Raw genomic sequence first — 26790 nt, 5'->3', positions numbered from 1 at the left:
CCCCAGGCCCGCCAGGGCCGAGGGGACGGATCGCAAGGCGGAGGAGGGAGTCAACGCGGAGCGTTGGCGACCGACGACAACGCGGCGAGGCGCGGTGCCAGAGCCGGCGAGCCCGGCATGATCCAAACGAAAGGCCCTAGGGGACTCTAGTGGTCGCACCCGACGGCGAGACGGGACCGCAGCAGGGCCGCCAGGGACGCCGCGAACTCCACCGGCTCCACCGGGAGCGTGGCCGCGGCGTCCGCGCGGCTCCAGGTGGCCAGCCAGGCGTCCTGCGGGCGGCCGATCAGCAGCAGCACCGGCGGGCAGTCGAAGACCTCGTCCTTGATCTGGCGGCAGACGCCCATCCCGCCGGCGGGCACCGCCTCGCCGTCCAGGACGCAGACGTCCACACCGCCCTCCTCGAGGCGCGTGAGCACCGCCGGGAGTGTCGCGCATTCGATGAACTCGACTGGCGGAACGTCGGCCGCCGGCCTGCGGCCCGCGGCGAGCCGCACCTGCTCGCGGGTGTTGGCGTCGTCGCTGTAGACCAGAACCGTGGCGCTCGACCGCATCGTTCCTCCGTGAAGGTCATCAACCGATGCGGCGGATGCTACTCCGTCGCACCCCGCGTCAACACCGGTTCGACACCGGAGGGAAGGCCGGTCCGATGGGCCGTTCGGGCTGGACACACGCCCCTGACACTCCGAACGGCACCCCCCGGAGTGAGGGCGGGATAAGCGACCGACATAATGTCGGTCGTGGCGACAGTAACGACAGTAGAAACCGGGCACGCGCACCCGTCGGTCAATCGGCCGAACCTCACCAGCGTCGGAACCATCATCTGGCTGAGTTCCGAGCTGATGTTCTTCGCGGCCCTCTTCGCGATGTACTTCACCCTGCGATCGGTGACGGGAGCCGCGTACTGGACGGAAAAGGCCTCGGCCTTGAACTTCCCGTTCTCGGCGACCAACACCACGATCCTGGTGCTCTCCTCCCTCACCTGTCAGCTCGGCGTCTTCGCCGCCGAGCGGGGCGATGTGAAGAAGCTCCGGACGTGGTTCATCATCACGTTCGTGATGGGTGCGATCTTCATCGGCGGCCAGGTCTTCGAGTACACCGAGCTGGTCAAGCACGAGGGCCTCTCGCTCTCGTCGGACCCGTACGGCTCCGTGTTCTACCTGACCACCGGCTTCCACGGCCTGCACGTGACGGGCGGTCTCATCGCCTTCCTGCTGGTCCTGGGCCGGACGTACGCCGCCAAGAGATTCACTCATGAGCAGGCAACCGCCGCCATCGTCGTGTCCTACTACTGGCACTTCGTCGATGTCGTCTGGATCGGCCTCTTCGCCACGATCTACATGATCAAGTAATCGGGACGCCATCTCGGCGGACCCGAGACATCCAGCAAGCATCGACGCAGAAGATCCTGACACCGGGGTAATCCGTGAAAAAGCTCTCCGCACGACGACGCCATCCGCTGGCGGCGGTCGTCGTCCTCCTTCTCGCGCTGGCGGCCACTGGGGGGCTGTACGCCGCGTTCGCGCCCGCGGGCACGGCGAAGGCCGATGAAACCGCCCAGTCCCTCGCCATCGAGGAGGGCAAGAAGCTCTACTCCGTCGGCTGCGCCAGCTGCCACGGAACCGGCGGTCAGGGCACCTCTGACGGCCCCTCCCTGGTCGGCGTCGGCTCGGCCTCCGTGGACTTCCAGGTCGGCACGGGCCGCATGCCGGCCCAGCAGCCGGGCGCCCAGGTGCCGAAGAAGAAGGTCATCTACACGCAGGCTGAGATCGATCAGCTCGCGGCGTACGTCGCCTCTCTCGGTGCCGGCCCGATCACGCCGAAGGAAAGCCAGTACAGCCCCGAGGGCGCCGACATCGCCCGTGGTGGCGACCTGTTCCGCTCCAACTGCGCCCAGTGCCACAACTTCACCGGTGAGGGCGGCGCGCTGACGCACGGCAAGTACGCCCCCAGCCTCGAAGGCGTGAGCCCGAAGCACCTGTACGAGGCCATGCAGACCGGCCCGCAGAACATGCCCTCCTTCCCCGACACGACCATGCCGGAGAAGGAGAAGAAGGACATCATCGCGTACGTCCAGGCCGTCAACAGCGAGAAGGCCGACAACCCCGGCGGGCTCTCCCTCGGTGGTCTCGGCCCCGTCAGTGAGGGTCTGTTCGGCTGGATCTTCGGGCTGGGCGGTCTGATCGCAGTTGCCGTCTGGGTCGCGGCCCACACCGCTAAGGCCAAGAAGTCATGAGTACCCAAGAGATTCCAGAAGAGAACCTGCCCACTGAGCAGGCCACCGCGCACGGCGCGGTGAAGGTCGCCGACGACCCGTTCGCCGACCCGGGCCTCCCGCCCCACAAGCCGCGCATCCAGGACATCGACGAGCGGGCCGCCAAGCGGTCCGAGCGTGCGGTCGCCTTCATGTTCACGCTGTCGATGCTGGCCACGGTGGGCTTCATCGCCTCGTACGTGATCTTCCCGGTCGACAAGATCGTGTACATCTGGCCGTTCGGCCGGGTGAGCGCGCTCAACTTCGCGCTGGGTCTGACCCTCGGTGCGGCGCTCTTCTTCATCGGCGCGGGCGCGGTCCACTGGGCCCGCACCCTGATGTCCGACGTCGAGATCGCGGACGAGCGTCACCCGATCCAGGCCTCCCCGGAGACCCGGGCGAAGGTCATGTCCGACTTCGCGGTCGGCGCGGCCGAGTCCGGCATGGGCCGGCGCAAGCTGATCCGCAACACCATGTTCGGCGCGCTGTCGCTCGTACCGCTCTCCGGCCTGGTGCTGCTGCGTGACATGGGTCCGCTGCCCGAGAAGAAGCTCCGGACCACGCTGTGGGCCAGGGGCAAGCAGCTCATCAACATGAACACGCACGAGCCGCTGCGTCCCGAGGACGTCGCGGTCGGTTCGCTGACCTTCGCGATGCCCGAGGGCCTCTCGGAGCACGACCACAACTTCCAGACCGAGATCGCCAAGGCCGCCCTGATGATCGTCCGCATCCAGCCGGAGGACATCAAGGACAAGCGTGAGCTCGAGTGGTCGCACGAGGGCATCGTCGCCTTCTCGAAGATCTGCACCCACGTGGGTTGCCCGATCTCGCTGTACGAGCAGCAGACGCACCACGTGCTCTGCCCGTGCCACCAGTCCACCTTCGACCTGTCCGACGGCGCCCGTGTCATCTTCGGCCCGGCCGGTCACGCCCTGCCGCAGCTGCGGATCGGCGTGAACGACAAGGGCTTCCTCGAGGCGCTCGGCGACTTCGACGAGCCCGTCGGCCCTGCCTTCTGGGAGCGCGGATGAGCACTGTGACCGATAAGCAGAAGAAGGCGCCCGCCGGTGAGCGGGTGGCCGACTGGGCCGACGGCCGCCTGGGGATCTACTCCCTGGCCAAGGCCAACATGCGGAAGATCTTCCCGGACCACTGGTCCTTCATGCTCGGCGAGATCTGCCTCTACAGCTTCATCATCATCATCCTCACGGGTGTGTATCTGACGATGTTCTTCCACCCGTCGATGAACGAGGTGGAGTACCACGGCAGCTACGTCCCGCTGCAGGGTCAGCTGATGTCCGAGGCGTTCAACTCGACCATGCGCATCTCCTTCGATGTGCGCGGTGGTCTGCTCATCCGGCAGATCCACCACTGGGCGGCGCTGATCTTCATCGCCGGCATGTTCGTGCACATGATGCGCGTGTTCTTCACCGGCGCGTTCCGCAAGCCGCGTGAGATCAACTGGCTGTTCGGCTTCCTGCTGTTCTTCCTGGGCATGTTCACCGGCTTCACCGGTTACTCGCTCCCGGACGACCTGCTCTCCGGCACCGGTGTCCGCTTCATGCAGGGCGCGATCCTGTCCGTGCCGGTCGTCGGCACGTACCTGTCGATGTTCCTGTTCGGCGGCGAGTTCCCCGGCGGCGACTTCGTGGCCCGGTTCTACTCGGCCCACGTCCTGCTGCTGCCCGGCATCATGCTCGGCCTCGTGGTGGCCCACCTGATCCTGGTCTTCTACCACAAGCACACGCAGTTCGAGGGCCCCGGCCGTACGAACAACAACGTCGTGGGCATGCCGCTGCTGCCGGTCTACATGGCCAAGGCCGGAGGCTTCTTCTTCCTGGTCTTCGGTGTCATCGCGGTCATCTCGGCGATCGCCTCGATCAACCCGATCTGGGCGCTCGGCCCGTACCGTCCGGACCAGGTGTCCACCGGCGCCCAGCCCGACTGGTACATGGGCTTCGCCGAGGGTCTGATCCGTGTCATGCCGGGTTGGGAGATCAACATGTGGGGCCACACCCTGGTCCTGGGCGTGATGGTCCCGCTGGCGATCTTCCCGCTGATGCTGGCCGTGATCGCGTTCTACCCCTTCATCGAGTCGTGGATCACCGGCGACAAGCGCGAGCACCACATCGCGCAGCGCCCGCGCAACGCTCCGACGCGCACCGCCTTCGGTGTCGCCTGGATCACCGCGTACATGATCATGCTCGTGGGTGGTGGCAACGACATCTTCGCGACCCACTTCCACATGTCGATCAACTCGATCACCTGGTTCGTCCGGATCTTCTTCTTCCTCGGACCGGTCATCGCGTTCATCGTCACCAAGCGGATCTGCCTCGGCCTCCAGCGCCGCGACAAGGACAAGGTGCTGCACGGACGCGAGTCCGGCATCATCAAGCGCCTGCCGCACGGTGAGTTCGTCGAGATCCACGAGCCGCTCAGCCAGGGCGAGCTGTACCGCCTCACGGCGCACGAGCAGCACGAGCCCGCGCAGCTGCCGCCGGCCGTCGACGAGAACGGTGTGGAGCGCAAGGTGAGCCGGATGGAGAAGCTCCGGGTCAAGCTCAACCAGGGCTACTACGGCGAGGACAACCAGATCGCCAAGCCCACCGCCGAGGAGTACAAGGAGATCACCAGCGGCCACGGCCACCACTGATCACCTCTCCCCGGGGCTTCGCCCTGGGGGACCCCCGGAAGGTCGCCACAGCGGGAGCCCCGTCCATTCGATGGACGGGGCTCTTCGCCGTCCCCGGCGGTCGATAGGGTGGGCGTGTATTCGTCTCGTTACGCACATGACCAGGAGCTGCCATGAGCGCTGTGACCCCCGCTGGAGGACAGACCACGGCGGACCGCTCCTGGCCCGCCGTCCTCGACGGGCTGCTGACCGGCCGCGACCAGAGCGCGGAGGACACCGCCTGGGCGATGGACCGGATCCTGCGGGGCGAGGCCACCGACGCGCAGATCGCCGGCTTCGCGGTCGCCCTGCGCGCCAAGGGCGAGACGGTCGAGGAGATCACCGGCCTCGTCCGGACCATGTACGAGCACGCCAACGTCATCGAGGTTCCCGGCCCGTCCGTGGACATCGTCGGCACGGGCGGAGACGGTGCAAAGACCGTCAACATCTCCACCATGTCCGCGATCGTGGTGGCCGGCACCGGCGCCAAGGTCGTGAAGCACGGCAACCGGGCCGCGTCCAGCGCGAGCGGCGCCTCGGACGTCCTGGAGAAGCTCGGCGTCAATCTGGAGCTGACGCCGAAGCGGGTCGCCGAGGTCGCCGAGGAGGCCGGGATCACCTTCTGCTTCGCGGTGAAGTTCCACCCGGCGCTGCGCCATGTGGCCGCGGCCCGCAAGGAGCTCGGCATCCGGACCACCTTCAACTTCCTCGGTCCGCTCACCAACCCCGCCCGCGTCAGGGCCCAGGCGACCGGCGTGGCCGACGCCCGGATGGCCCCGATCATGGCCGGGGTGCTGGCCGAGCGCGGCTCCTCCGCGCTCGTCTTCCGCGGCGACGACGGCCTGGACGAGTTGACGACCACCGCCACCTCGCGGGTGTGGGTGGTCCGGGACGGCGCGGTGCGGGAGGAGGCGTTCGACCCGCGCGACGTCGGCATCGACCTCGTACCCGTGGAGGCGCTGCGCGGCGCCGACGCGTCGTACAACGCCGATGTGGCCCGCCGGCTGCTCGCCGGCGAGACGGGTCCGGTACGGGACGCCGTCCTGCTCAACTCGGCGGCGGCGCTCACGGCGCTCGAGCCGGGCGAGGGCAGTCTGGCGGAGCAACTGCGCGCGGGAATCGCGAAGGCGGCCGAGTCGATCGACTCGGGAGCCGCCCGCAGGGCGCTGGAGCGCTGGATCGCCGCCAGCAACGCGTGAGCGGCCGGTGACGCGTGAGCCCCTGGCATCGCGCGAGAGGACGAGAGGGCCCCGCCGTGGTGGGGCCCTTTTCCGTTCCGGGATCCGGACACGGGTTGCGCCGCGTCGATCACCTGGCATAGCTTCTCTGCCAGGTCATGAGTGACAGCTACGAAGCCCCGGCTTGCTGTCCGGCAACCCTCCGTCCGTGGCGGGGTGCCCCGGGTGAAGACCAGGCCGTAGGCAGCGAGGTCTACGGCAAGCGCGGACCCCTCGAAACCCTTGGGGTCCTGGTCCTCAGGGAGCCTCTTGTGAGCAAGCGAATGCGATAGGGCCTTCCCGCCCCTTCTTCGCGCACCCTCCTTCTTCTCTTCCCCAGCGCTGCCGCGTATCCGCCGGCGCGGGAATTCGCCTGCCTGTACGGGAGTTCGCCATGTCTGTCACCACCGCTGCCGCCGACCTGTCCGTTTGTGCCCCGCTGCCCGTTCTGGGACGGGACGTCACCGTGCCGCTCGTCACCGGGGGCGAGGTCGCCTACGCCGCACTGGACTACGCCGCCAGCGCCCCGGCCCTGCAGCGGGTCTGGGACGACGTCGCCGCCTACGCGCCGTACTACGGCAGCGTGCACCGGGGTGCCGGGTACCTCTCGCAGCTCTCCACCGACCTGTTCGAGAACAGCCGGGTCACCGTCGCCGAGTTCCTCGACTGCCGCCCCGACGACCAGGTGGTCTTCACCCGCTCCACCACCGACTCCCTCAACCTGCTGGCCGCCGCGCTCCCCGCCGGCTGCGAGGTCTTCGTCTTCGAGACCGAGCACCACGCCTCGCTGCTGCCGTGGCGGGACGCCCGGGTCACCTACCTCGACGCGCCGCGCACCCCCGCCCAGGCCGTCGAGACCCTGGAGCGCGCACTCGTCGGCCGCGAGCCTCACGGTCCCGCGCTCGTCTGCGTCACCGGAGCCTCCAACGTCACCGGTGAGCTGTGGCCGGTGCGCGAACTCGCCGCCGCCGCGCACGCCCACGGCGCCCGGATCGTCCTCGACGCCGCCCAGCTCGCTCCCCACCACCCCGTCTCCGTCCGGGAGTCGGACGTGGACTGGGTCGCCTTCTCCGGGCACAAGCTGTACGCCCCCTTCGGCTCGGGCGTCCTCGCCGGCCGCGCCGACTGGCTCCAGGACGCCGAGCCGTACCTGGCCGGCGGAGGCGCCTCCAGGAAGGTCGCCCGCCGCACCGACGGGGGAGTGGACGTCGAGTGGCACACCACCGCCGCCCGCCACGAGGCCGGCTCCCCGAACGTCATCGGCGTCTACTCCATCGCGTCCGCCTGCAAGGCGCTCACCGAGGCGGGCTTCGACTCCCTCGTGGAGCGCGAGCGGCAGCTGATCGCGAAGGTCCGGGAAGGCCTGGCCGAGGTGCCCGAGGTCAAGGTGCTCTCGCTCTTCGGCGACGACGCCCCGCGCGTCGGCGTCATCTCGTTCGTGGTCGAGGGCTGGAACAGCTCGCACTTCGCCGCCGCGCTCTCCGCGGAGTACGGCATCGGCGTCCGCGACGGCCTCTTCTGCGCCCACCCGCTGGTCCGCACGCTGCTGGGCAGCGACCCGCAGGACGTCGGCGAGTGCGGGGCACCGGAGGCGGAGCCGGGCGAGCAGTCGCTCAACGCCATCCGGGTGAGCTTCGGCGCCGGCACGCCCGACGAGCACGTGGAGCGTTTCGTACGAGCCGTCAAGGAGCTGGTCCGGCACGGCGCGCAGTGGAAGTACCGCACCGAGGACGGCCGCTGCGTGCCCGACCGCGGCTGAGCACCCACTCGTACGGGTGAAGGGGCCTCCGAGCGGGGCCCCCTTCACCGTGCCGTCAGGAAGGACGGCAGGGAGTCAGAACCCCAGGCCGGTCAGGACCCAGGCCGGTCAGGACTCCAGGCCGATGGCGAAAGCCGCTTCCAGGTCGTGCTGGGAGTACGTACGGAACGCGACGTGCGTGTCCGTGGCCTCGACGCCGGGGATCTTGCTGATCCGGCCGGGGATCACATCCGCCAGGTCGTCGTGCCGGGGCACCCGGACCATGGCGATCAGGTCGTACGTACCGGTCACCGAGAAGACCTCGCTGACGCTGTCGAGCGCGGCGATGGACTCGGCGATCTCGGGGATCCGGTCCACGCTGGTCTTGATGAGCACGATCGCGGTGATCACGGCTGGCTTTCTCCCTCGGTCGCCGCGGCTGGGCCTTCACTCTAGCCCGCCCGTCTCCCGCCACCACCCTTCCAGGGAAGCGCTGCCCGCACCCCCTTCCGGTGGTAGCGGCCCCAGGCGTAGAGGAAGCCGGCGCAGAAGCCCACCACGTGCGCGAGATAGGCGACACCGGGCCCCGGTCCGGCGGAGCGGGCCGCCAGCCACTGCAGCACGAACCAGAAGATCAGCACGATCCAGGCCGGGAAGCGCAGCGGCAGGAAGAAGAGGAACGGGAACAGGCTGGTCACCCGGGAGCGCGGAAAGAGATGGAGGAACGCCCCGAGCACCCCGGAGATCGCCCCCGAGGCCCCCACCAGCGTCTGCTCGCTGCCGGAGTGGACCATCGCGTACCCGATCAGGGCGACGTAGCCGCAGCAGAGGTAGAACAGCGCGAACGACACCGCGCCCATCCGCTCCTCGGCCATCGCGCCGAAGACGTAGAGGAACAGCATGTTCCCCAGCAGGTGCAGCCAGTTGCCGTGCACGAAGAGCGCGGTCAGCGGGGTGAGCAGCGCGCGCGGGTCGCCGCTCGTCAGCTCGGCCGGGACGACCCCCCAGCGGTGGAAGTACACGCTCTGCGCCGAGAGCAGCGCGTCCCCCGTGCCGTAGACCGGATTGAGGCCCGACACCGGACTGATCAGGAAGGTGAGGCAGCAGACGGCGATCAGGCCGTACGTCACCGCCGGTCCTTTCCGCGCGCCGTGCCACGCATCGAGGGTCGCTCGCCGCCAGTCGATCATGGACAGATCATGGCGTAACGGGGCCCATCCGGGCAGAGTGCCTCGCCGGGACACGGGGTAGCCGCGAGGCCGTAGGGTACGGGCAGTACCTCCGCAGTTCGACGGCGCACCGCGGCTCCCGCACCCCGCACATGAAAGAGGACGGCACGATGACGACGGTTCCCCTGCCGACCGCCGAGACCCGCTGGCGTTGCACACTCTGCGGCAACCTGACCCGGTTCGACGTGACCCGTTCCTCCAAGGTCGTCGAGTACGTCCATCTGGACCTCGCCGGTGAGCCGAAGGTGGAGGAGCGCGAGGTGGTCAGTGAGACCATCGAGTCGGTCCGCTGCCGGTGGTGCAACGCGGTGGACCAGATCGAACTGGTGGACAGGCCGGGCACCGCTTCCTGACGGAGCGGTGCGAACGACAGTGGGGTGACGGATCGTGGAGCAGCCCGCGCACGGTGGTGAGCCGGCCGGCGCGGCAGGTGACGCTGCCGAGACGCTCGACCGCCCGTTGCCGGAAGGCGTACGGCGGCGGGTCGTCGCGCTGGTGTCGGACGCCTTCGGCGGGCTGACCGTCGCCGAGCTGCCCGGACCCCTGCGGCAGTACGCGCGCTTCACCCCGAGCCGGCGGGCCAAGTTCGCCGGCACCGCCATGGCCGCCGCCCTGGAGAACGACCCGGTCTTCCGGCAGCGGATCGGCGAGCGCTTCAAGGAGGCCCAGCCGGAGCTGGCCGGAGCCGTCGAGTCCGGCGCCCCGCCGGCCGCCGCCGATCCCGTCGACGTCGCGGCGGCCGCCTATGTCCTGCGCCCCACGGGCTGGGTCAAGCTGGTCGCGGCCGCGGGCGAGGAGGCCCAGCGGGCGGACGCCGAGCGGGCCGACGAGGCCGGGCGGCGCGAGCTGGAGCGGCTGCGCGAGGAGGTCGCCGCGGCCAAGGAGCGCGGCCGGGGCGAGATCGAGCAGCTGCGCCATGACCTGGAGGCGGCCCGCAAGGAAGCCGAATCGCTTCATCGCAAGCTGCGCAGCGCTCAGAGCGACGTGAAGCGCGGCGAGGCCGCTCTGCGGCGCACCCGGGCGGAGATGGACACCGCCAAGGCGGAGGCCGCGGCCCGGGTCTCGGCCGCCGAGAGCGAGAGCCGCCGGCTCAAGGCCCGGCTCGGCGAGGTCGAGTCCGCTCTGGAGGCCAGCCGCCGGGCCGCCCGCGAGGGGCGCTCGGTGGAGGACATGCGGCTGCGGCTGCTGCTCGACACGGTCCTGGACGCCGCTCAGGGGCTGCGCCGCGAGCTGGCTCTGCCGCCCGCCTCCGTCCACCCCGCGGACACCGTCGACGCCGTGCAGCCCGGCCGGATGTCACCGAAGGACATCGCGGCCCGCGCCCTGTCCGAGACCGACCCGGCGCTGCTCGACCAGCTGCTCGCGCTGCCGCAGGCCCATCTGGTCGTGGACGGCTACAACGTCACCAAGACCGGCTACCCGACCATGCCGCTGGAGAAGCAGCGGCTGCGGCTGCTCGGCGGGCTCTCCGCGCTCGCGGCCCGCTCGGGCGCCGAGATCACCTGTGTCTTCGACGGGGCGGAGCTGGCGGCCCCGGTCCTGCTCGCGCCGCCTCGCGGGGTGCGGGTGCTGTTCTCCAAGCCGGGCGTCACCGCCGACGAGTTGATCCGTCAGCTGGTGCGCGCCGAGCCGCCGGGCCGCCCGGTCGTGGTGGTCTCCACCGACCGCGAGGTCGCCGACGGTGTCGCCAAGTCCGGTGCCCGGCCGGTGGCGTCCGCCTTGTTGCTGAAGCGGCTTTCGCGCACTTCGTGACATCTGTTAACTCCTGGGCTCGATGCCCGAATTCTGAGGGGCGCACGGTCAAGTCCTCATCACTGCCTGTGTGGTGCGAGTAAATAAAGTGCTTCGTGGGTGAGATTTTGCCCATGAGGATTTGAACTGATCACAAGTTGGTCACTAGGGTCAGGCCTCGAACCTTCGCGCGGTTGATCATCCATCGGGGATGACAGCGAAGGAACCGCCTGCCGAGCCCTGGTTGGGCGGCTGAGGAAGAAGGAGCTCGCCTTCGTGGCGTCCCACCGTCGTCCCAAGCAGCCGAGCCGCACCCGCGTGACCGTGCTCACCGCCACCGCCGCGGCCGCTGTCGCGCTCTCCGCCCAGACGGGCGCCCAGGCCGCTCCGAAGCCGAAGATCGACGACGTGAAGTCGAAGGTCGACAAGCTGCACCACGAGGCCGAAGAGGCCACGGAGCAGTACAACCTGGCCGAGGAGCGCCGCGGCAAGCTCCAGAAGGAGATCGGCGCGCTCCAGGACAAGGTGGCCCGAGGTCAGCAGGAGCTCAACGCCCTGCGCGACAACATCGGTTCGGTCGCCAGCGCGCAGTACCGCTCCGGCGGCATCGACCCGGCGATCCAGCTCTTCCTCTCCTCCGACCCGGACACCTACCTCGACAAGGCGTCCGCGATCGACCAGCTCGGCGCCAAGCAGGCCGACGTGCTCCAGTCGATCCAGGCCAAGCAGCGCACCCTCGCCCAGCAGCGCGCCGAGGCGACGACGAAGCTCGCCGACCTCGAGGACGTCCGCAAGACGCTGGGCGAGAAGAAGAAGAAGTTCCAGGGCAAGCTCGCCGAGGCGCAGAAGCTCCTCAACACCCTGACCGCCGCCGAGCGCGCCAAGATGCAGCAGGAGGAGCAGCGCGCCAGCCGGGCCGCGGGCGACCGCGTCGACCTCGGCAACGAGGTCCCGGCCTCGCAGCGCGGTGCCGCCGCCCTCAACGCCGCCGCCACCCAGATCGGCAAGCCGTACGTCTCCGGCGCCGAGGGCCCCAACTCGTACGACTGCTCCGGTCTGACGCAGTGGGCCTACCGCCAGGCCGGCGTCGGCATCAGCCGCACCACCTACACCCAGCAGAACGACGGCGTGAAGATCGGCCGCAGCCAGCTCAAGCCGGGCGACCTGGTCTTCTTCAACGGCCTGTCGCACGTGGGCCTGTACGCGGGCAACGGCACCATCCTGCACGCCCCCAAGCCGGGCGCCTCGGTCCGCTACGAGTCGATGAGCTACATGGGCACCTTCCAGTTCGGTGTCCGCATCTGACGCCTCGGACTCGACTCCCGCGGCCTGACGCCCGAACGGGTGGTTCGCCGCGACCCCAGCTGACGTGACGCCCCGCCGGTGACCTGTGGTCACCGGCGGGGCGTCACTTTGTATGCCCGGCATGCTCGTTGGAAGCCGTCTGATCACCGGCTACTGTCTGCCGCGCCAGTCTGCGTACAGCTGAACGGAGCGCGATACGTGGCGTCCCAACGACGACCCGTCAGGGTCACCGTCCTGACCGCCGCCGCGGCCACCGCGGCGACGGCCCTCGGCGCCGCCCCCGTGAGCGCCGACCCGAGCGGCACCCCGGAGGCCACCAGGGCCACGGTCGACCGGCTCTACGAGGAGGCCGAACGGGCCACCGAGGGCTACAACAAGGCCGACGAGCGGGCGGACACGCTGCGCAGGACGCTCTCCCAGGCGCAGGACAGCGTGGCTCGCGGCCAGGAGCGCGTCAACCGCATGCGGGACGCGCTCGGTTCGGTCGCCGGCGCCCAGTACCGCTCCGGCGGGATCGACCCGGCCCTCGCGCTGCTGCTCTCCGCCGACCCCGACTCGTACCTCGACCGGGCCTCCGTCCTCGACCGCGTCGCCTCCCGGCAGAGCGTGGCGCTGACGCAGCTCCAGGGCGAGCTGCGGAGGCTGGGACAGGAGCGGACGGAGGCGGGGCGGCTGCTCGCCCAGCTGGAGCACAGCCGGTCGCAGGTCGCCCGGCACAAGCGCACGGTCGAGCGGAAGCTCGCCGAGGCCCGGCGGCTGCTGGCCTCCCTCACCGCGGAGGAGCGCGCGTCCTTCGACCGCGCCTCACGGTCGGGCCGCGACCAGGACCTGCCGCCGCTCTCGGACCTCGGCCCGGCCTCCTCGCGGGCCGCGGCCGCCGTCGCCGCCGCCCGCGGCGCGATCGGCCGACCGTACGTCTGGGGCGCCACCGGCCCCTCCGCCTTCGACTGCTCCGGCCTGATGGTCTGGTCGTACCGGCAGGCGGGGATCAGCCTGCCGCGGACCTCCTCGGCGCAGCGGTACGCCGGACGCCAGGTGCCGCTCTCCCAGGCGCAGCCCGGCGACCTGGTGACCTACCGCGACGACGCCAGCCATGTCGGCATCTACGCCGGCGACGGCCAGGTGATCCACGCGCCGTATCCGGGGGCGCGGGTGCGCTACGACCCGGTCGGGATGATGCCGCACGCCACGGTGACCCGGGTCTGACCGTGGGAAGCCGGGTCCGGCCGTGGGGCCGGCCCTACGGCTGCCCGTACGATCGAGGGCGTGGCGGGTCAGGGGTGGGGAGCGGTGCGACGGGGAGTCGTCTGTCTAACGGCCGGCCTCCTGGCCCTCGCGGGGTGCGGCGGGCCCCCGCCCGACTCGGCGCCCCGGGAGATCCAGAGCCTGCTCGACCGCCGGGCGCGGGCGCTGCTCGCCCGCGACGAGGCGGCCTACGCCGTCGGACTCGACACGTCGCTCGCCCCGGCCGCCCTCAAGGAGTTCGACCACCTCGCCGAGGTGCCGCTCGGCTCCTGGGACTACCGGGTGAAGGACGTGGACCGGAGCGGCCGTGACCGGGCGACGGTCCACGCGGAGCTCGGCTACCGGCTCAGCGGCTACGACTCGGGTCCCGTCACGACGGAGCGCGTCCTCGACCTGATCGAGCGGGACGGGCGGTGGTACGTGACCGCGGACCGGCCCGGTGAGGACGCGGCCCAGCAGCTCTGGCAGCAGGGCGAGGTGGAAGCGGTGCGTGGAGCGCGCAGCCTCGTCCTCGGCGTCGGGCAGCCGGAGGAGCGCCTCCGGGCGATCGCGGCGGCGGCGGACCGGGCGGTGCCCGCGGTCTCGGCGGCCTGGCCCTCGCCCTGGGCGGGCCGGGTGGTCGTCCTCGTCCCCGCCTCGCTGGACGCCATGGGCGGTCTCCTCGGGGCGCCCGGGGCCTCCTACCGGGGCATCGCCGCCGTCACGACCGGCGCGATCCGCGGCGGCCCGGACGCGCCCCCCGACCGGGTGATCGTCAACCCCGAGGCGTACGGCGTGCTCGGCGGATTCGGGCAGCAGATCGTCCTCACCCACGAGACCACCCATGTCGCCACCCGCGCCGCGACCTCACCCGCCACTCCGGTCTGGCTCTCCGAGGGCTTCGCCGACTGGGCCGCCTACCGCGGCACCGGCCGTACGGCCGCCGAGGCCGCCCCGGAACTGCGCCGCGCGGTCCGGGCGGGCGACCTCCCGGCCGGGCTCCCCGACGACGAGGCCTTCGGCTTCGGCGGCGACCCGGACGCACTGGCACGGGCCTACGAGGGCGCCTGGCTGGCGTGCGAGCTGATCGCCGAGCGCTGGGGCGAGAAGAGGCTGACCGCGTTCTACCGCGCCGTCGGCGCCCACCCGTCCCGCGAGGGCGCGGTGGAGAAGGCCCTGCACGAGGTGCTCGACACGACGCCGGAGGAGTTCACCGCGGCCTGGCGCGCCCACCTCCGGGCGCGACTGGCCTGAGGCCGGCGGTCAGACGCCGTCCGGGGCCGCCGCGGCCTCCAGCTCCTCGATCGCCTCGGCCAGCCACTGCTTCTCGGCCGTGCCCGTCGCTCGGGCGATGCGGAGCATGCCGCGGCGGAAGAGGTCCGGTTCCCGCTCGGCGCGCACCGGGACGCCGTCCTCGTAGAAGAAGCTGGCCGGGGTGTTCAGGAACGCCTGGCGCCGGCGGAGGACGGCCGCCTGGTCCGCCGGGTCCGGGAGGTGGCCCAGGAAGGCGAGCAGGGTGAAGAAGCGCTGGCCGTCGGTGATCTCGGCCTCCTTGGGGGCCCGCAGCCGGGAGAGCAGTTCGGCGCGGCCTTCCGGCGTCAGTGAGAGCGTCCGCCGAGGTGCCGCGCTCGCGCCCGGTTCCATACGGCTCTCCAGCAGGCCCTGTTTCACCATGCGGGTGATCGCCGGGTAGAGCGCCCCGTCGCTGACCGGGCGGACATGCCCGCTCAGCCCCTGGATCCGGTCCTTCAGCTCGTACCCGTGCAGCGGTCTGTCGTACAGAAAGCCGAGGATCGTCAGCTCCAGCACCCGGCCGCCTCCTTCACGCTTGTCGCGGACCCGTCCGCCATGCTACCTCTTTTCGCGGCACCTCGAATCGAGGTAGCTCGTTTCGAGGAGGAGTACGGATGGGACACCGGCGGTCACTGATACAGCTCGCGTATCCGGTCTACTTCGCACTGCTGGCCTCGGTCGCCGCCGGGATCATCAACATGGTGTGGGTGGCCCGTCTCGGCGGGGCCGCCGTCGCGGCCGTCGCCGTGGCCACCAACGTCGAGAACGTCCTCCTCGGTGTCGTCCTCATGGCCGCCTCCGGCACGACCGTCCTCGTCGCCCGGGCCCGGGGCGCCGGCGACCCGGGCGCCCTGCGGTCCGCCGTCCGCGGCGGCTGGACCCTCGGTGCGCTGCTCGTCCCGCCGGTCGCGATCGGCGGGTATCTGCTGCGCGAACCGCTCGCCCGGCTCGTCCTCGGCGGCGACGACGCCCACGCGCTCGCGCTCGCCACCGCCTACTTCGCGATCTCACTTCCGGGCACGGCCGTCTTCTTCGCCACGCACGTCCTCGACGGGATCCTCAAGGGCGCGGGCGACACCCGCACCCCCATGCGCCTCGCGTTCCTCGCCAACGGGCTGATCCTGGTCCTCGATCCGCCGCTCATCCACGCGTACGGAGTGCCGGGCGCGGCCCTCGCCACCGTCATCGGCCGGAGCGCGGCCCTTGTCGCCGGGCTCGTGGCGCTGGGCCGCGACCCGCACCTTCGCGCGGCGGGCTCGGCCCGGCCCGCCGAAGGCACCGCCGCGGCCCTGCGGCGCACCGCCTCCACCGGACTGCCCATCTCCCTCGACTTCGTGGTCCGGATGGCCGGCGCCCTCGCCCTCGTCGCCGTCGTGGCACGGCTCGGGGTGACCGAGGTCGCCGCGTACGGCATCGCCACCAAGGCCATGTACGTCGCGACGATGGCGTTCTACGCCGTGCGCCAGGCCGCCGCCATCCACACCGCCCATCTGCTCGGGACGGGCCGCGACGAGCGCCGGGCCGTCGGCCGTCAGGCCCTGCTCCTCGGCTGCGTCCTCGGGGCCGCGGCCGCCGGGCTGCTGCTGCTCACCGCCGACCTCGTCATGCGCTCCTTCGGGGCCGCCGCGGACGTCGCGGCGGCCGGCGCCCTCTTCCTGCGCTGCCTGGGCCCGAGCCTCGTCCTCACGGCCGGGTTCATCGCCCTCGCGGGGGTCGTCGAGGGCAGCGGCGGCAGCCCCCGGCTCGCCAGGATCACCATCGCCGGGGTCCTGGCGCAGCTCCCGCTCGCGTACGCCCTGTCCGGCCTGGGTCTGCCCGGGATCTGCCTGGCGATGGCGCTCGCCATGGCGGGGCAGTGCGCGGCACTGGGCCTGCTGCACCGCCGTACACCGCGCCGTCAGGACGCCGACATCGACCTCTCGCGGTCGGGGTCCGCCTGAACCGGCAGCGACGGTACCGCGAGGCGCGGCTCCACCACCGTCTGGCGCCACAGGATCCGGCAGGCGCTGAGCGCCGCCGCGACCAGCAGGCCGTTCCGTACCACCAGCAGCGCGATCCCCAGCGGATCGCTCTCCGTCACGTGCGAGAACCACACGGGGAACTCGAACTGCGTCACCGCCGTGGCCCACACCACGAGATGCGCGGGCCGCCGCATCCGGCTCGCGCGGTAGGCCAGGCACACGGCGGCCAGGCCGACGAGCCAGATCATGTACTGCGGGCTGATCACCCGGCTGGTGGTGGTGAACAGCAGCACTGCCGTGAAGGCCACGTCCGCCGGAGTCGCGGTCGTGAAGGAGCGCGCCCGGATCCGCCACAGCAGCAGCCAGCCGAAAGCGGCCATGGTCAGGACCATCGCGGCCGTGGAGACGGTGGAGACGTACGGGCCGAGGAACTCGATCGAGCCGTAGTTCATCCGCGCCTCGCCCTCCCAGCCGAAGTGCCGCGCCACATGGAAGACCAGCGCGCCCAGCGACTCGACCTCCGTGCCCCGGTCGCGCTGGAAGTTCAGGAACGCCAGCGCGCCCGGCGCCGCGAGCGTGCACAGGAGCAGCAGGCCGGCCGCCGCGCCCGCCGCCGCCGACCAGGAGCGGAACGTCGCACGGCCGCGGGGGGTGCCGACGAGCAGCAGCACCGGCCACACCTTCAGCATCGCCCCGAAGCCGGCCAGCGCCCCCAGCACCCGCGGATGACGCGGGGCGGCGAGCAGGGCGGCGACGGCGACGGCGGTGACCATCAGGTCGTAGCGGGAGTACGCGGTGGGGCCGAGCAGGGGGACGCCGGCGATCCAGATCCAGGCACCGCGCAGCGCACGGCCCGGGCGCCGGCCCGTGTACAGCAGCAGGCCGAAGACGACCGCGTCGCACAGGAAGGCGAGGACGAAGAAGGCCGCGGAGTACCCCAGGAACGGCAGCAGCGCGGGGGAGAGGATCGCCAGCGCGGCACCCGGCGGGTACTGCCAGGTCACATCGGACATCGGGTACGTGCCCGTCCGGAGGACCTCGTACCAGCCCTGGTAGATCTGCTCGATGTCGCTCGTGACGTCGGGGCCGGGGACCGTGACGACCTTGAAGACGCACAGCAGCAGAACCACCCTGGTCAGAGCCCACAGCGCGAGCGGGAGCCGCAGACCGGTGCCGCGCCTCGTGCCGCCGGTCGAGCCGCCCTCGGCGCCGCCGGTCGTGCCACTCTTCCCGCCCGTGCGCGGTGCGCCCAGTACGCCCGTCATTCCTACCTCGTCCTTGTCCTGTCGGTCCGCTGTCGCGGAGGTGGTGCCGGGCGGGGGGCGCGGCCACGGTACATTCGGCCACGATGTACAAGACCTTGATCGTAACGAACGATTTCCCGCCACGACCCGGTGGAATCCAGGCGTTCTTGCACAACATGGCGTTGCGCCTGGATCCCGAGCGGATCGTGGTCTACGCCTCCACGTGGAAGCGCGGCCGTGAGGGGATCGAGGCGACCGCCGCGTTCGACGCGGAGCAGCCTTTCACGGTCGTCCGGGATCGCACCACCATGCTGCTGCCGACCCCTCGGGTCACCGCGCGGGCGACCGCGCTGCTGCGGGAGCACGGCTGCGAGTCCGTCTGGTTCGGGGCCGCGGCACCGCTCGGCCTGATGGCGCCCGCCCTGCGCAGGGCCGGGGCCCGGCGCCTGGTCGCGACGACGCACGGACACGAGGCGGGGTGGGCGCAGCTGCCCGGCTCGCGCGGGCTGCTGCGGCGGATCGGCGAGGGCACCGACACGATCACGTACCTCGGCGAGTACACGCGCTCGCGGATCGCCGCGGCGCTCACCCCCGCGGCGGCCGGGCGGATGACACAGCTCCCGCCGGGCGTGGACGAGAAGACCTTCCACCCCGGCTCGGGCGGCGACGCGGTACGCGCGCGGCTCGGGCTCAGCGACCGGCCCGTGGTCGTCTGCGTCTCCCGGCTCGTCCCCCGCAAGGGCCAGGACACGCTGATCAGGGCGCTGCCGCAGATCCTGCGCCGGGTGCCGGACGCGGTGCTCCTGATCGTCGGGGGCGGCCCGTACGAGAAGGATCTGCGGCGACTCGCGGAGCGCACCGGCGTGGCCGGATCCGTACGGTTCACGGGCGCGGTGGCGTGGGAGGAGCTGCCGGCCCACTACGGAGCCGGCGACGTCTTCGCCATGCCCTGCCGCACGCGCCGGGGCGGACTCGACGTCGAGGGCCTCGGCATCGTCTACCTGGAGGCCTCGGCCACCGGCCTCCCGGTCGTCGCCGGCGACTCCGGCGGCGCCCCGGACGCGGTCCTCGACGGCGAGACCGGCTGGGTCGTGCGCGGCGACGCCCCGCAGGAGTCCGCGGACCGGATCGCGACGCTGCTCCTCGACCCGGAACTCCGCGCCCGCATGGGCGAACGCGGCCGCGCGTGGGTCGAGGAGCGCTGGCGCTGGGACCTGCTCGCGGAGCGGCTCGAAGAGCTGCTCTGAGGCGTCCCGCGCCGAGGGCCCCCGCCGTGACACCGCCCGGCCGTCAGCCGGACTGGCCCTCACCGCCGGATACGACCTGAGCGGGCAGGTAGTCGGTCAGCGCGCAGCCGTCCACCAGGAGCTCCTCCTGCCGGTACCCCTGCGGGATCTTGAAGTCCTTCTCGCAGGTGAAGAGCAGGGTGCCGGACGCCTTGAGCTTCTCCGCGACGCCGTTGTCCGCCGCGACGATCGCGAAGTCCTGCCCGACGAGGAAACGGCCGCCGCCACCCTGGGCCGCGGCCTTCTTGTTCGCCTCCTGGAACTTCTCCATGTCGGTGACGGTCAGCAGGGTGAGGGTGTCGTCGCGGTCGTCGCCGCACACCGCGCGCTCGCCTATGCCCCAGGAGGGGTCCTTGGCCTCCTCGTTCATCGAGCCGTCCCCGGAGGCGGCGCGCAGGTCGCTGCACATCGTGTGCTTGCTGACGATCCGCTCGATCCCCGCCAGGTCACCCGCCTTCGGCAGACCGGCGTCCTCTCCCCAGCTGCTGCTGCAGCCCGAGACCGTGACCGTCGCGGTCAGTGCCGCCCCCAGCACGGCGGTGCGCTTGAGCCGCATGTGATCCCTACTCCTCTTCGTGTTCGGTGTGTTCGGTGCCTCGGGACGCCGCCGGGACCGCGCGAACGCCCCTGGCCGGCCCGTGACACGGGCCGGCCAGGGGCGTTCTGAACGGCCGTCAGGCGCGGTAGATCGCCTCGATCTCGTCGGCGAAGTCCTTCGCCACCACGTTGCGCTTCAGCTTCAGCGACGGCGTGATGTGCCCGGCCTCCTCGGTGAACTGGGAGTTCAGGATCCTGAACTTCCGCACCGACTCCGCCTTCGACACCGCCGCGTTGCCGTCGTCCACCGCCCGCTGGACCTCCGCGAGCAGCTCCGAGTCCTCGCGAAGCGTAGCCGCCGTCGAGCCCGCCGGCTTGCCGTGCTCGGCGGCCCAGCGGCCGAGGAACTCCTCGTCCAGGGTCACCAGCGCGCCCACGAACGGCCGTCCGTCGCCCACCACCATGCACTCCGCGACCAGCGCGTGCGCCCGGATCCGGTCCTCGATGACCGCCGGGGCGACGTTCTTGCCGCCCGCCGTCACCAGGATCTCCTTCTTCCGGCCGGTGATCGCGAGATAGCCGTCCTCGTCGAGCGTGCCGATGTCACCGGTGTGGAACCAGCCGTCGGCCAGCGCCTCGGCCGTCGCCGACTCGTTGTTCCAGTAGCCCGAGAAGATGTGCTCGCCGTGCAGCAGCACCTCGCCGTCGTCGGCGATCCGCACCACCGAGCCCGGCAGCGGCTGCCCGACCGTGCCGATCTTCTGCCGGTCCCACGGGTTGAACGCCGTCGCGGCGCACGACTCCGTCAGGCCGTAGCCCTCCAGGACCGTGAAGCCGATGCCGCGGAAGAAGTGGCCGAGCCGCTCGCCCAGCGGCGCGCCGCCCGAGATGGCGAACTCGCCGCGGCCGCCGAGGACCGCGCGCAGCTTGGAGAAGACCAGCTTGTCGAAGACCTTGTGCTTGATCCGCAGGCCGAGCGACGGGCCCTGCGGTGTGCCGATGGCGCGGCTGTACGCGATCGCCGTGTGCGCGGCCTTGTCGAAGATCTTGCCTTTGCCGTCCGCCTGCGCCTTGGCGCGGGCCGAGTTGTAGACCTTCTCGAAGACCCGCGGCACACCGAGGATCAGCGTCGGACGGAAGGCCGCCAGCTCGTCGGTGAGGTTCTTGATGTCCGGCACGCAGCCCAGCTTGATCGGCGCCATCACGGAGGCGACCTCGACCAGACGTCCGAAGACGTGGGCGGCGGGCAGGAAGAGCAGCACCGAGCACTCGCCCGTACGGAACAGGGGCTTGAGGCGCGCCACCACGTTGCCGCACTCGGCGAAGAACGCGCGGTGCGTCAGCACGCAGCCCTTCGGCCGGCCCGTGGTGCCCGAGGTGTAGACGATCGTCGCCGGGTCGTCCGCGTGCGCGGACGACATCCGCTCGTCGAGCAGTTCGTCGGAGACGTCCGAGCCGGCGGCCGTGAGCCGCGCCACCGCGTCCGCCTCGATCTGCCACACGCCCTTGAGGGCGGGCAGGCCCTCCCGTACCGACTCCACCGACTCCTGGTGGGCCGCGGACTCCACGAGGACCAGCGAGGCGCCCGAGTCGCCGAGGATCCATTGGATCTGCTCCGGCGAACTGGTCTCGTACACCGGCACGGTCACCGCGCCCGCGCTCCAGATCGCGAAATCCAGGAGCACCCATTCGTAACGGGTCCGGGACAGAAGGGCCACCCGGTCGCCCGGCGCGACACCCGCGGCGATCAGACCCTTCGCGGCACCGCGCACCTCGGCGAGGAACTGCCGGGCGGTGACGTCCGTCCAGACGCCGGCCACCTTGCGCCCCATCACGGCGACATCTGGGTGCTGGGACGCGTTGCGGCGGATGAGATCGGTCAGATTGCCGTCCGTGGGGACCTCGTACAGGGCCGGAAGGCTGAACTCGCGCAAGACTGCTGCTCCTCATCGGGCGCCGGCGCCACGGCTCTGTGTGATGCACCGGTGAAGTCCAAGATCGGGCAGGTGCTCAGTGGGGGTGAGCACGACTGGACTGCCCGGACGTTACCCATCAGTACTGGGTTCCCGATAGGGGGTTCAGGTCAGATGTTCCGTGCGTCACACATGCGTGGCGGTGCTTCGCGCACAGTAGTCCACACCTTCCCGGACTCGGAAGTAACCGCAGGTCCGACGCCATAAGGTGGGTCCATGCCACGCACGAGAGTCCATGTGGTCAGTGATGTGCACGGGAACGCCGGTGCCCTCGCCGAGGCGGGGGAGGGGGCGGACGCCCTGGTATGCCTCGGGGACCTGGTGCTCTTCCTCGACTACGCCGACCACAGCCGCGGGATCTTCCCCGACCTCTTCGGCGTCGACAACGCCGACCTGATCGTGGAGCTGCGCACCGCCCGCCGCTTCGACGAGGCCCGTGAACTGGGACGACGGCTCTGGTCCGAGCTGGCGGTCGACCGCGAGACGGCCATCGAGTCCGCGGTCCGCCGCCAGTACGCGGAGATGTTCGCCGCCTTCCCGACCCCGACCTACGCCACCTACGGCAACGTCGACATCCCGCGCCTGTGGCCCGAGTACGCGCGCCCGGGGACGACCGTCCTGGACGGCGAGCGGATCGAGCTCGGCGGCCTCGTCTTCGGCTTCGTGGGCGGCGGCCTGCGCACCCCGATGCGCACCCCGTACGAGATCTCCGACGAGGAGTACGCGGCGAAGGTCGAGGCCCTCGGCGACGTCGACGTGCTCTGCAGCCACATCCCGCCCGACGTGCCGGAGCTGACCTACGACACGGTGGCCCGGCGCTTCGAACGGGGCAGCCGCGCCCTCCTCGACGCCATCCGCCGCACCCGCCCGCGCTACGCCCTCTTCGGGCACGTCCACCAGCCGCTGGCCCGCCGGATGCGGGTCGGTGCGACGGAATGCGTCAACGTCGGCCACTTCGCCGCCACCGGCAGGCCATGGGCCCTGGAGTGGTGAGAGTCCGGTCCCGGGGGCGCGATAGCCTTCGGTCGGCACGTTCGTGCCCCTGACTTCCGCCGGACCGCACAGTGGAGGAGCCACCGCGATGGCCGAACACACCAGCTCGAGCATCACCATCGAGGCGGCACCGGCCGACGTCATGGGTGTGATCGCCGACTTCGCCCGCTACCCCGAGTGGACCGGCGAGGTGAAGGAGGCCGAAGTCCTGGAGAGGGACGCGGCCGGCCGCGCGGAGAAGGTCCGGCTGCTGCTCGACGCGGGCGCGATCAAGGACGACCACACCCTGGCGTACACCTGGACCGGCGACGACGAGGTCTCCTGGACGCTGGTCAAGTCCCAGATGCTGCGCGCCCTGGACGGCTCCTACCGGCTGGCGCCGGCGGCCGGCGGCAAGCACACCGAGGTGACGTACCAGCTGACGGTCGACGTCAAGATCCCGATGCTCGGCATGATCAAGCGCAAGGCGGAGAAGGTCATCATCGACCGCGCGCTGGCGGGCCTGAAGAAGCGCGTGGAATCGGGCGCGTAAGCCCCCGGCCGCCGTCGCCGGCGCCGACCGGGCAGCGCCCGCGGCGGGGGGCGGTAACGTTCCGCCGCATGAGGATCATCCTGGTCACCGGGCCCGGCGGCGCCGGACGTACCACCGTCGCCTCGGCGACCGCCCTCGCCGAGGCCAAGGCCGGACGCCGGGTCCTGCTGGTGTCCGAGCGGCCCGGCGAGGAGCTCGCCGCGGCCGCGCCAGGCACGCTCCGTATCCTCCGGCCCGACCCCGCCGCCGACTTCCGCCGTGAGTTCCTCGACCTCCAGGCCCGCTCCGCCACCGCCCTCGACCTCCTCGGCGCCGCCCCCCTGGAGGACGCCGAGCTGACCGAGCTGCCCGGCAGCCACCAGTTCGCCCTCCTGCGCGCCCTGCGCGACGCCGCCGCCGGCGACCGGGACCTGGTCGTCGTCGACATGCCGCCGCTCCTCGACGCCCTCGCCGTCCTCGCCCTGCCCGAGCAGCTCCGCCGCTATCTGCGCCGACTGCTGCCGGCCGAGCGCCAGGCCGCCCGCGCGCTGCGCCCCATGCTCGCCCAGCTCGCCGGCGTCCCCATGCCCGCCCAGTGGCTGTACGAGACCACCGCCCGCTGGGAGGCCGAGCTCGCCGCCGTCCAGGCCGTGGTCGACGCCCCGGACACCACCGTCCGCCTGGTCGTCGAACCGGGCCCCGCCGCCCTCGACGCGTTGCGCACCGCCCGGCTCGGCCTCGCGCTCCACGGCCTCGCCCTCGACACGGTCGTCGCCAACCGACTGCTCCCGGCCGCCTCCCCCGACCCCTGGTTCGCCGCGCTGACCGCCCAGCAGCACCGGCACCTGGACCGGCTGCGCACCGCGTACGACGGAGCGGTGCACGCCCTCCCGCACCTCGGCCGGGACCTCCGCGGCCCCGAGGACCTCGCCCTCCTCGCCGTCGACGAGAAACCCGCACCCCCCGCGCCCGAGTGGACCGTCGAGGACCGCCGGGACGAGGACGGCATCCTCGTCTGGCACCTTCCCCTGCCCGGCGCCGTCAAGGACGAGCTCTCCCTGGTCCGCCGCGGCGACGAACTGCTCCTCACCGTCGGACCGTTCCGCCGCAACGTCCCGCTGCCGCCCGTCCTGCGCCGGTGCGCCGTCTCCGGCGCCGGCCTCGTCGACGGCGATCTCAGGCTCCGCTTCACCCCGGACCCCGGCCTCTGGCCGAAGACGTCGTAACGGAGGCCGCGACGCCGTGTACCGTCGACGGTAGAAGCCCTAAGGAGTACGCCATGAGCGATTCGGATGCCTGGGCCAAGGCGTGCGCCGAGGACCTGGAGGCCGAGAAGGCCCGCCGCCGTGCGGCCGCCGGCGCCGAGCCCGGATCGGCCGCGGAGGAGTTCCGCAAGCTCTTCGACGCGGTCGCCGACAAGGTCTCCTCGCTGCGGGGCCCGCTGACGGGAACGGCCGCTCAGGGGGCCGTCCAGCAGACCGTGCAGCAGCTCGTCAGCCAGGCGAAGGCCGCCGTCGAGCCCGTCATCGAACGGAACCCGCAGGTCTTCGACCACCTCGCGGCGGCGGGCGGCGAACTGCTCGCCGCGTACCGCTCGGCGGTCGAGGGCCACGAGACCCGCTGGACGCGCGACGAGACCCGCCCGGAACGCGACGACCCGCGGACCGCGCCGCCTGCCGACCGCCCCGACGATCCGCGTGACGAAGGCCCCGGAACGGGACAGCACATCGACCTCGACTGACCGGGAGGGTCGCCCCCCTCGGGTACGGTTGGCCTTAGCGGGGCTCGACCGAAAACTGAGGGACACATGGGACTCACCATCGGCGTCGACATCGGCGGCACGAAGATCGCGGCCGGCGTGGTCGACGAGGAGGGCAACATCCTCGACACGCACAAGGTGCCCACCCCGCCGACCCCCGAAGGCATCGTCGACGCGATCTGCGCCGCGGTGTCCGAGGCCGGCAAGGGCCACCAGATCGAGGCCGTCGGCATCGGTGCCGCCGGCTACGTCGACGACAAGCGCGCCACCGTCCTCTTCGCGCCCAACATCGACTGGCGGCACGAGCCGCTGAAGGACAAGGTCGAGCAGCGGGTCGGCCTGCCGGTCGTCGTCGAGAACGACGCGAACGCGGCCGCCTGGGGCGAGTACCGCTTCGGCGCGGGGCAGGGCCACGAGGACGTCATCTGCATCACCCTCGGCACCGGTCTCGGCGGCGGCATCATCATCGGCAACAAGCTGCGCCGCGGACGCTTCGGCGTGGCGGCGGAGTTCGGGCACATCCGGGTCGTCCCGGACGGCCTGCTGTGCGGCTGCGGCAGCCAGGGCTGCTGGGAGCAGTACGCCTCCGGGCGCGCCCTCGTCCGGTACGCCAAGCAGCGCGCCAACGCCACCCCGGAGAACGCCGCGATCCTGCTGGGGCTCGGCGACGGCACCCCCGAGGGCATCCAGGGCAAGCACGTCAGCGCCGCCGCGCGGCAGGGCTGCCCGGTGGCCGTGGACTCCTTCCGGGAGCTGGCCCGCTGGGCGGGCGCCGGCCTCGCGGACCTGGCGTCGCTGTTCGACCCGTCGGCGTTCATCGTGGGCGGTGGCGTCTCGGACGAGGGCGAGCTGGTGCTCGACCCGATCCGCAAGTCCTTCCGGCGCTGGCTGATCGGCGGCCGGTACCGTCCGCACGCGCAGGTCCTCGCGGCCCAGCTCGGCGGCAAGGCCGGCCTGGTCGGGGCCGCCGACCTGGCCCGCCAGGGCTGACACCGGCCCGGCGCTCCAGACACAGCCTGGTTCGCCACGACTCCGCCCGCCGCGCCCTCCGGGGCACGGCGGGCGGTTGTCGTATGTTGCAGGACATGGTGTTGCAGGACATGGCGATCAGTGAGCTGCCCAACTCCCGCACCGAGGCGGACGGTTCGGCCGTCGTCCGGGTGCTGAGCTACAACGTCCGCTCCCAGCGGGACGACGAGGACGCCCTCGCCCGGGTGATCCGGGCCTGCGCCCCGGACCTCGTCTTCGTCCAGGAGGCGCCGCGGTTCTTCCGCTGGCGCAAGCACGCCGCCCGGCTCGCCGCCAAGAGCGAGCTCTATGTGCTGACCGGCGGCGCCACCGCCGCCGGACCGCTGCTGATGTGCTCGCTGCGCGCCACCGTGGAACGCACCGAGGACGTCCTGCTGCCGCTCACCCCCGGCCTGCACCGCCGCGGCTTCGCGACGGCGGTCGTACGGTTCGCGCGGGCCAGGGTCGGGCTGATCAGCTGCCACCTGAGCCTGCGGGAGTCCGAGCGGTACGCGCAGTGCGGGATGCTTCTGGAACAGGTCGCTGCCATGGGCGCCCCACACACGATCGTCGCCGGGGACCTCAACGAGCGCCCGGACGGGCGGAGTTTCACGCGCCTTGCGAAGGAGCTGCGGGACGGCTGGGCGGTCAGCCCCTGGGGCGGCGAGTACACCTCGACACCGGCCGACCCGCACCAGCGCATCGACGCGATCCTCGCGACCCCGGGCGTGGAGTTCCTCGGCTGCGGCGTCCCGACGGACCTCCCGGAGGCCGACCTCCGAGCGGCGACGGACCACCTGCCCGTCCTCGCGGCGGTCAGGATCCCGGCGAGCTGAGCCCGGCCCGCCGGACCCCG

General features: G+C 71.7%; 26 protein-coding genes and 1 riboswitch. Of the genes, 19 read left to right on the top strand and 7 right to left on the bottom strand.

Annotated elements, in window-relative coordinates; genetic code table 11:
* Positions 1-146 precede the first annotated feature (146 nt).
* Entirely contained in the window at positions 147-554 is a 408-nt protein-coding gene (locus ACWDX6_RS19060) for a hypothetical protein (protein WP_451486053.1), read from the bottom strand.
* A 177-nt stretch (positions 555-731) separates the two neighbouring features.
* On the opposite strand from ACWDX6_RS19060, the gene ctaE reads away from it, so the two are divergent.
* From ctaE to ACWDX6_RS19030, 6 genes are all read left to right on the top strand, one after another.
* Positions 732-1352: an aa3-type cytochrome oxidase subunit III gene (gene ctaE, locus ACWDX6_RS19055; RefSeq protein ID WP_356888971.1), complete on the top strand. Its 621-nt coding sequence runs from the start codon at positions 732-734 to the stop codon at positions 1350-1352.
* Positions 1353-1426: 74 nt separating this feature from the next.
* Positions 1427-2236, top strand: coding sequence for a cytochrome bc1 complex diheme cytochrome c subunit (gene qcrC / locus ACWDX6_RS19050; RefSeq protein ID WP_451486052.1), 810 nt, complete (start codon positions 1427-1429; stop codon positions 2234-2236).
* Positions 2233-3285 carry a cytochrome bc1 complex Rieske iron-sulfur subunit gene (gene qcrA / locus ACWDX6_RS19045; RefSeq protein WP_451486051.1) on the top strand — a complete coding sequence of 351 codons (1053 nt, stop codon included), beginning with the start codon at positions 2233-2235 and terminating at the stop codon, positions 3283-3285. Before qcrC ends, qcrA begins: the two co-directional genes overlap by 4 nt.
* Positions 3282-4907: a cytochrome bc1 complex cytochrome b subunit gene (gene qcrB / locus ACWDX6_RS19040; protein ID WP_451486050.1), complete on the top strand. Its 1626-nt coding sequence runs from the start codon at positions 3282-3284 to the stop codon at positions 4905-4907. Before qcrA ends, qcrB begins: the two co-directional genes overlap by 4 nt.
* 152 nt (positions 4908-5059) lie before the next feature.
* Entirely contained in the window at positions 5060-6124 is a 1065-nt protein-coding gene (gene trpD / locus ACWDX6_RS19035) for an anthranilate phosphoribosyltransferase (protein WP_451486049.1), read from the top strand.
* 133 nt (positions 6125-6257) lie between these two features.
* A riboswitch (SAM riboswitch) is annotated at positions 6258-6374 on the top strand.
* Between the two features lie 162 nt (positions 6375-6536).
* On the top strand, positions 6537-7901 hold the full coding sequence (locus ACWDX6_RS19030) for an aminotransferase class V-fold PLP-dependent enzyme (protein WP_451486048.1): 1365 nt from the start codon (positions 6537-6539) through the stop codon (positions 7899-7901).
* A 108-nt stretch (positions 7902-8009) separates the two neighbouring features.
* On the opposite strand, the gene ACWDX6_RS19025 is transcribed toward ACWDX6_RS19030, so the two are convergent.
* Together ACWDX6_RS19025 and ACWDX6_RS19020 are read right to left on the bottom strand one after the other, a co-directional pair.
* On the bottom strand, positions 8010-8291 hold the full coding sequence (locus ACWDX6_RS19025) for an Lrp/AsnC family transcriptional regulator (RefSeq protein ID WP_017238849.1): 282 nt from the start codon (positions 8289-8291) through the stop codon (positions 8010-8012).
* Positions 8292-8332: 41 nt separating this feature from the next.
* On the bottom strand, positions 8333-9070 hold the full coding sequence (locus tag ACWDX6_RS19020; protein WP_451486047.1) for a rhomboid family intramembrane serine protease: 738 nt from the start codon (positions 9068-9070) through the stop codon (positions 8333-8335).
* 149 nt (positions 9071-9219) lie between these two features.
* Here ACWDX6_RS19020 and ACWDX6_RS19015 point away from each other — a divergent pair, with 149 nt between their 5' ends.
* The 5 genes from ACWDX6_RS19015 (at position 9220) to ACWDX6_RS18995 (ending at position 14623) form a co-directional block, all read left to right on the top strand.
* Positions 9220-9462: a hypothetical protein gene (locus ACWDX6_RS19015; RefSeq protein WP_260228851.1), complete on the top strand. Its 243-nt coding sequence runs from the start codon at positions 9220-9222 to the stop codon at positions 9460-9462.
* Positions 9463-9496: 34 nt separating this feature from the next.
* The gene (locus ACWDX6_RS19010) at positions 9497-10861 is read left to right on the top strand and encodes an NYN domain-containing protein (protein WP_451486046.1); all 1365 of its coding nucleotides are present in this window, start codon (positions 9497-9499) and stop codon (positions 10859-10861) included.
* A 255-nt stretch (positions 10862-11116) separates the two neighbouring features.
* Positions 11117-12145, top strand: coding sequence for an NlpC/P60 family protein (locus ACWDX6_RS19005; RefSeq protein WP_451486045.1), 1029 nt, complete (start codon positions 11117-11119; stop codon positions 12143-12145).
* A gap of 198 nt (positions 12146-12343) precedes the next feature.
* Positions 12344-13351: an NlpC/P60 family protein gene (locus tag ACWDX6_RS19000; protein ID WP_451486044.1), complete on the top strand. Its 1008-nt coding sequence runs from the start codon at positions 12344-12346 to the stop codon at positions 13349-13351.
* A gap of 60 nt (positions 13352-13411) precedes the next feature.
* Positions 13412-14623, top strand: coding sequence for a hypothetical protein (locus tag ACWDX6_RS18995; RefSeq protein WP_451486043.1), 1212 nt, complete (start codon positions 13412-13414; stop codon positions 14621-14623).
* A gap of 9 nt (positions 14624-14632) precedes the next feature.
* On the opposite strand, the gene ACWDX6_RS18990 is transcribed toward ACWDX6_RS18995, so the two are convergent.
* Positions 14633-15178, bottom strand: coding sequence for a PadR family transcriptional regulator (locus tag ACWDX6_RS18990; RefSeq protein ID WP_451486042.1), 546 nt, complete (start codon positions 15176-15178; stop codon positions 14633-14635).
* Positions 15179-15276: 98 nt separating this feature from the next.
* Between ACWDX6_RS18990 and ACWDX6_RS18985 the strand changes: the two genes are divergently transcribed.
* Entirely contained in the window at positions 15277-16602 is a 1326-nt protein-coding gene (locus ACWDX6_RS18985) for an MATE family efflux transporter (RefSeq protein WP_451486041.1), read from the top strand.
* On the opposite strand, the gene ACWDX6_RS18980 is transcribed toward ACWDX6_RS18985, so the two are convergent.
* Complete coding sequence (locus tag ACWDX6_RS18980) at positions 16560-17888, bottom strand: glycosyltransferase 87 family protein (protein ID WP_451486040.1); 1329 nt, start codon at positions 17886-17888, stop codon at positions 16560-16562. The genes ACWDX6_RS18985 and ACWDX6_RS18980 overlap by 43 nt on opposite strands.
* 83 nt (positions 17889-17971) lie before the next feature.
* Between ACWDX6_RS18980 and ACWDX6_RS18975 the strand changes: the two genes are divergently transcribed.
* On the top strand, positions 17972-19114 hold the full coding sequence (locus ACWDX6_RS18975; RefSeq protein ID WP_451486039.1) for a glycosyltransferase family 4 protein: 1143 nt from the start codon (positions 17972-17974) through the stop codon (positions 19112-19114).
* 43 nt (positions 19115-19157) lie between these two features.
* Here ACWDX6_RS18975 and ACWDX6_RS18970 read toward each other — a convergent pair whose 3' ends face one another.
* Both ACWDX6_RS18970 and ACWDX6_RS18965 read right to left on the bottom strand, forming a co-directional pair.
* A complete protein-coding gene (locus tag ACWDX6_RS18970; protein WP_451486038.1) occupies positions 19158-19709 on the bottom strand; it encodes a hypothetical protein in 552 nt (183 codons plus the stop codon).
* Positions 19710-19827: 118 nt separating this feature from the next.
* The gene (locus ACWDX6_RS18965; RefSeq protein ID WP_451486037.1) at positions 19828-21624 is read right to left on the bottom strand and encodes an AMP-dependent synthetase/ligase; all 1797 of its coding nucleotides are present in this window, start codon (positions 21622-21624) and stop codon (positions 19828-19830) included.
* A 255-nt stretch (positions 21625-21879) separates the two neighbouring features.
* On the opposite strand from ACWDX6_RS18965, the gene ACWDX6_RS18960 reads away from it, so the two are divergent.
* From ACWDX6_RS18960 to ACWDX6_RS18935, 6 genes are all read left to right on the top strand, one after another.
* A complete protein-coding gene (locus tag ACWDX6_RS18960) occupies positions 21880-22656 on the top strand; it encodes a metallophosphoesterase family protein (protein WP_451486036.1) in 777 nt (258 codons plus the stop codon).
* A gap of 88 nt (positions 22657-22744) precedes the next feature.
* The gene (locus ACWDX6_RS18955; protein ID WP_403289265.1) at positions 22745-23188 is read left to right on the top strand and encodes an SRPBCC family protein; all 444 of its coding nucleotides are present in this window, start codon (positions 22745-22747) and stop codon (positions 23186-23188) included.
* Between the two features lie 68 nt (positions 23189-23256).
* The gene (locus tag ACWDX6_RS18950; RefSeq protein ID WP_451486035.1) at positions 23257-24393 is read left to right on the top strand and encodes an ArsA family ATPase; all 1137 of its coding nucleotides are present in this window, start codon (positions 23257-23259) and stop codon (positions 24391-24393) included.
* A 53-nt stretch (positions 24394-24446) separates the two neighbouring features.
* Positions 24447-24908 (top strand): DUF5304 domain-containing protein, encoded by a 462-nt coding sequence (locus ACWDX6_RS18945; RefSeq protein ID WP_451486034.1) that lies wholly within the window; start codon positions 24447-24449, stop codon positions 24906-24908.
* A gap of 66 nt (positions 24909-24974) precedes the next feature.
* Positions 24975-25916 (top strand): ROK family glucokinase, encoded by a 942-nt coding sequence (locus ACWDX6_RS18940; protein ID WP_403289268.1) that lies wholly within the window; start codon positions 24975-24977, stop codon positions 25914-25916.
* A 110-nt stretch (positions 25917-26026) separates the two neighbouring features.
* Positions 26027-26770, top strand: a complete 744-nt coding sequence (locus ACWDX6_RS18935; RefSeq protein ID WP_451486059.1) for an endonuclease/exonuclease/phosphatase family protein — start codon at positions 26027-26029, stop codon at positions 26768-26770.
* Positions 26771-26790 lie beyond the last annotated feature (20 nt).

It is taken from the genome of Streptomyces sp. NPDC003027, assembly GCF_053591435.1.
The sequence above is the reverse complement of the archived record's forward strand: the minus strand, read 5'-3'. Positions and strand labels throughout refer to the sequence as shown.

Coding starts and splice junctions, on each gene's coding strand:
- ACWDX6_RS19020 (WP_451486047.1), bottom strand. CDS start 9,070: ATGATCGACTGGCGGCGAGCGACCCTCGATGCGTGGCACGGCGCGCGG.
- ACWDX6_RS18935 (WP_451486059.1), top strand. CDS start 26,027: ATGGCGATCAGTGAGCTGCCCAACTCCCGCACCGAGGCGGACGGTTCG.
- ACWDX6_RS18985 (WP_451486041.1), top strand. CDS start 15,277: ATGGGACACCGGCGGTCACTGATACAGCTCGCGTATCCGGTCTACTTC.
- qcrB (WP_451486050.1), top strand. CDS start 3,282: ATGAGCACTGTGACCGATAAGCAGAAGAAGGCGCCCGCCGGTGAGCGG.
- ACWDX6_RS19015 (WP_260228851.1), top strand. CDS start 9,220: ATGACGACGGTTCCCCTGCCGACCGCCGAGACCCGCTGGCGTTGCACA.
- ACWDX6_RS18955 (WP_403289265.1), top strand. CDS start 22,745: ATGGCCGAACACACCAGCTCGAGCATCACCATCGAGGCGGCACCGGCC.
- ACWDX6_RS19030 (WP_451486048.1), top strand. CDS start 6,537: ATGTCTGTCACCACCGCTGCCGCCGACCTGTCCGTTTGTGCCCCGCTG.
- ACWDX6_RS18940 (WP_403289268.1), top strand. CDS start 24,975: ATGGGACTCACCATCGGCGTCGACATCGGCGGCACGAAGATCGCGGCC.
- ACWDX6_RS18980 (WP_451486040.1), bottom strand. CDS start 17,888: ATGACGGGCGTACTGGGCGCACCGCGCACGGGCGGGAAGAGTGGCACG.
- ACWDX6_RS18950 (WP_451486035.1), top strand. CDS start 23,257: ATGAGGATCATCCTGGTCACCGGGCCCGGCGGCGCCGGACGTACCACC.
- ACWDX6_RS18975 (WP_451486039.1), top strand. CDS start 17,972: ATGTACAAGACCTTGATCGTAACGAACGATTTCCCGCCACGACCCGGT.
- qcrA (WP_451486051.1), top strand. CDS start 2,233: ATGAGTACCCAAGAGATTCCAGAAGAGAACCTGCCCACTGAGCAGGCC.
- ACWDX6_RS18945 (WP_451486034.1), top strand. CDS start 24,447: ATGAGCGATTCGGATGCCTGGGCCAAGGCGTGCGCCGAGGACCTGGAG.
- trpD (WP_451486049.1), top strand. CDS start 5,060: ATGAGCGCTGTGACCCCCGCTGGAGGACAGACCACGGCGGACCGCTCC.
- ctaE (WP_356888971.1), top strand. CDS start 732: ATGTCGGTCGTGGCGACAGTAACGACAGTAGAAACCGGGCACGCGCAC.
- ACWDX6_RS18970 (WP_451486038.1), bottom strand. CDS start 19,709: ATGCGGCTCAAGCGCACCGCCGTGCTGGGGGCGGCACTGACCGCGACG.
- ACWDX6_RS18960 (WP_451486036.1), top strand. CDS start 21,880: ATGCCACGCACGAGAGTCCATGTGGTCAGTGATGTGCACGGGAACGCC.
- ACWDX6_RS19060 (WP_451486053.1), bottom strand. CDS start 554: ATGCGGTCGAGCGCCACGGTTCTGGTCTACAGCGACGACGCCAACACC.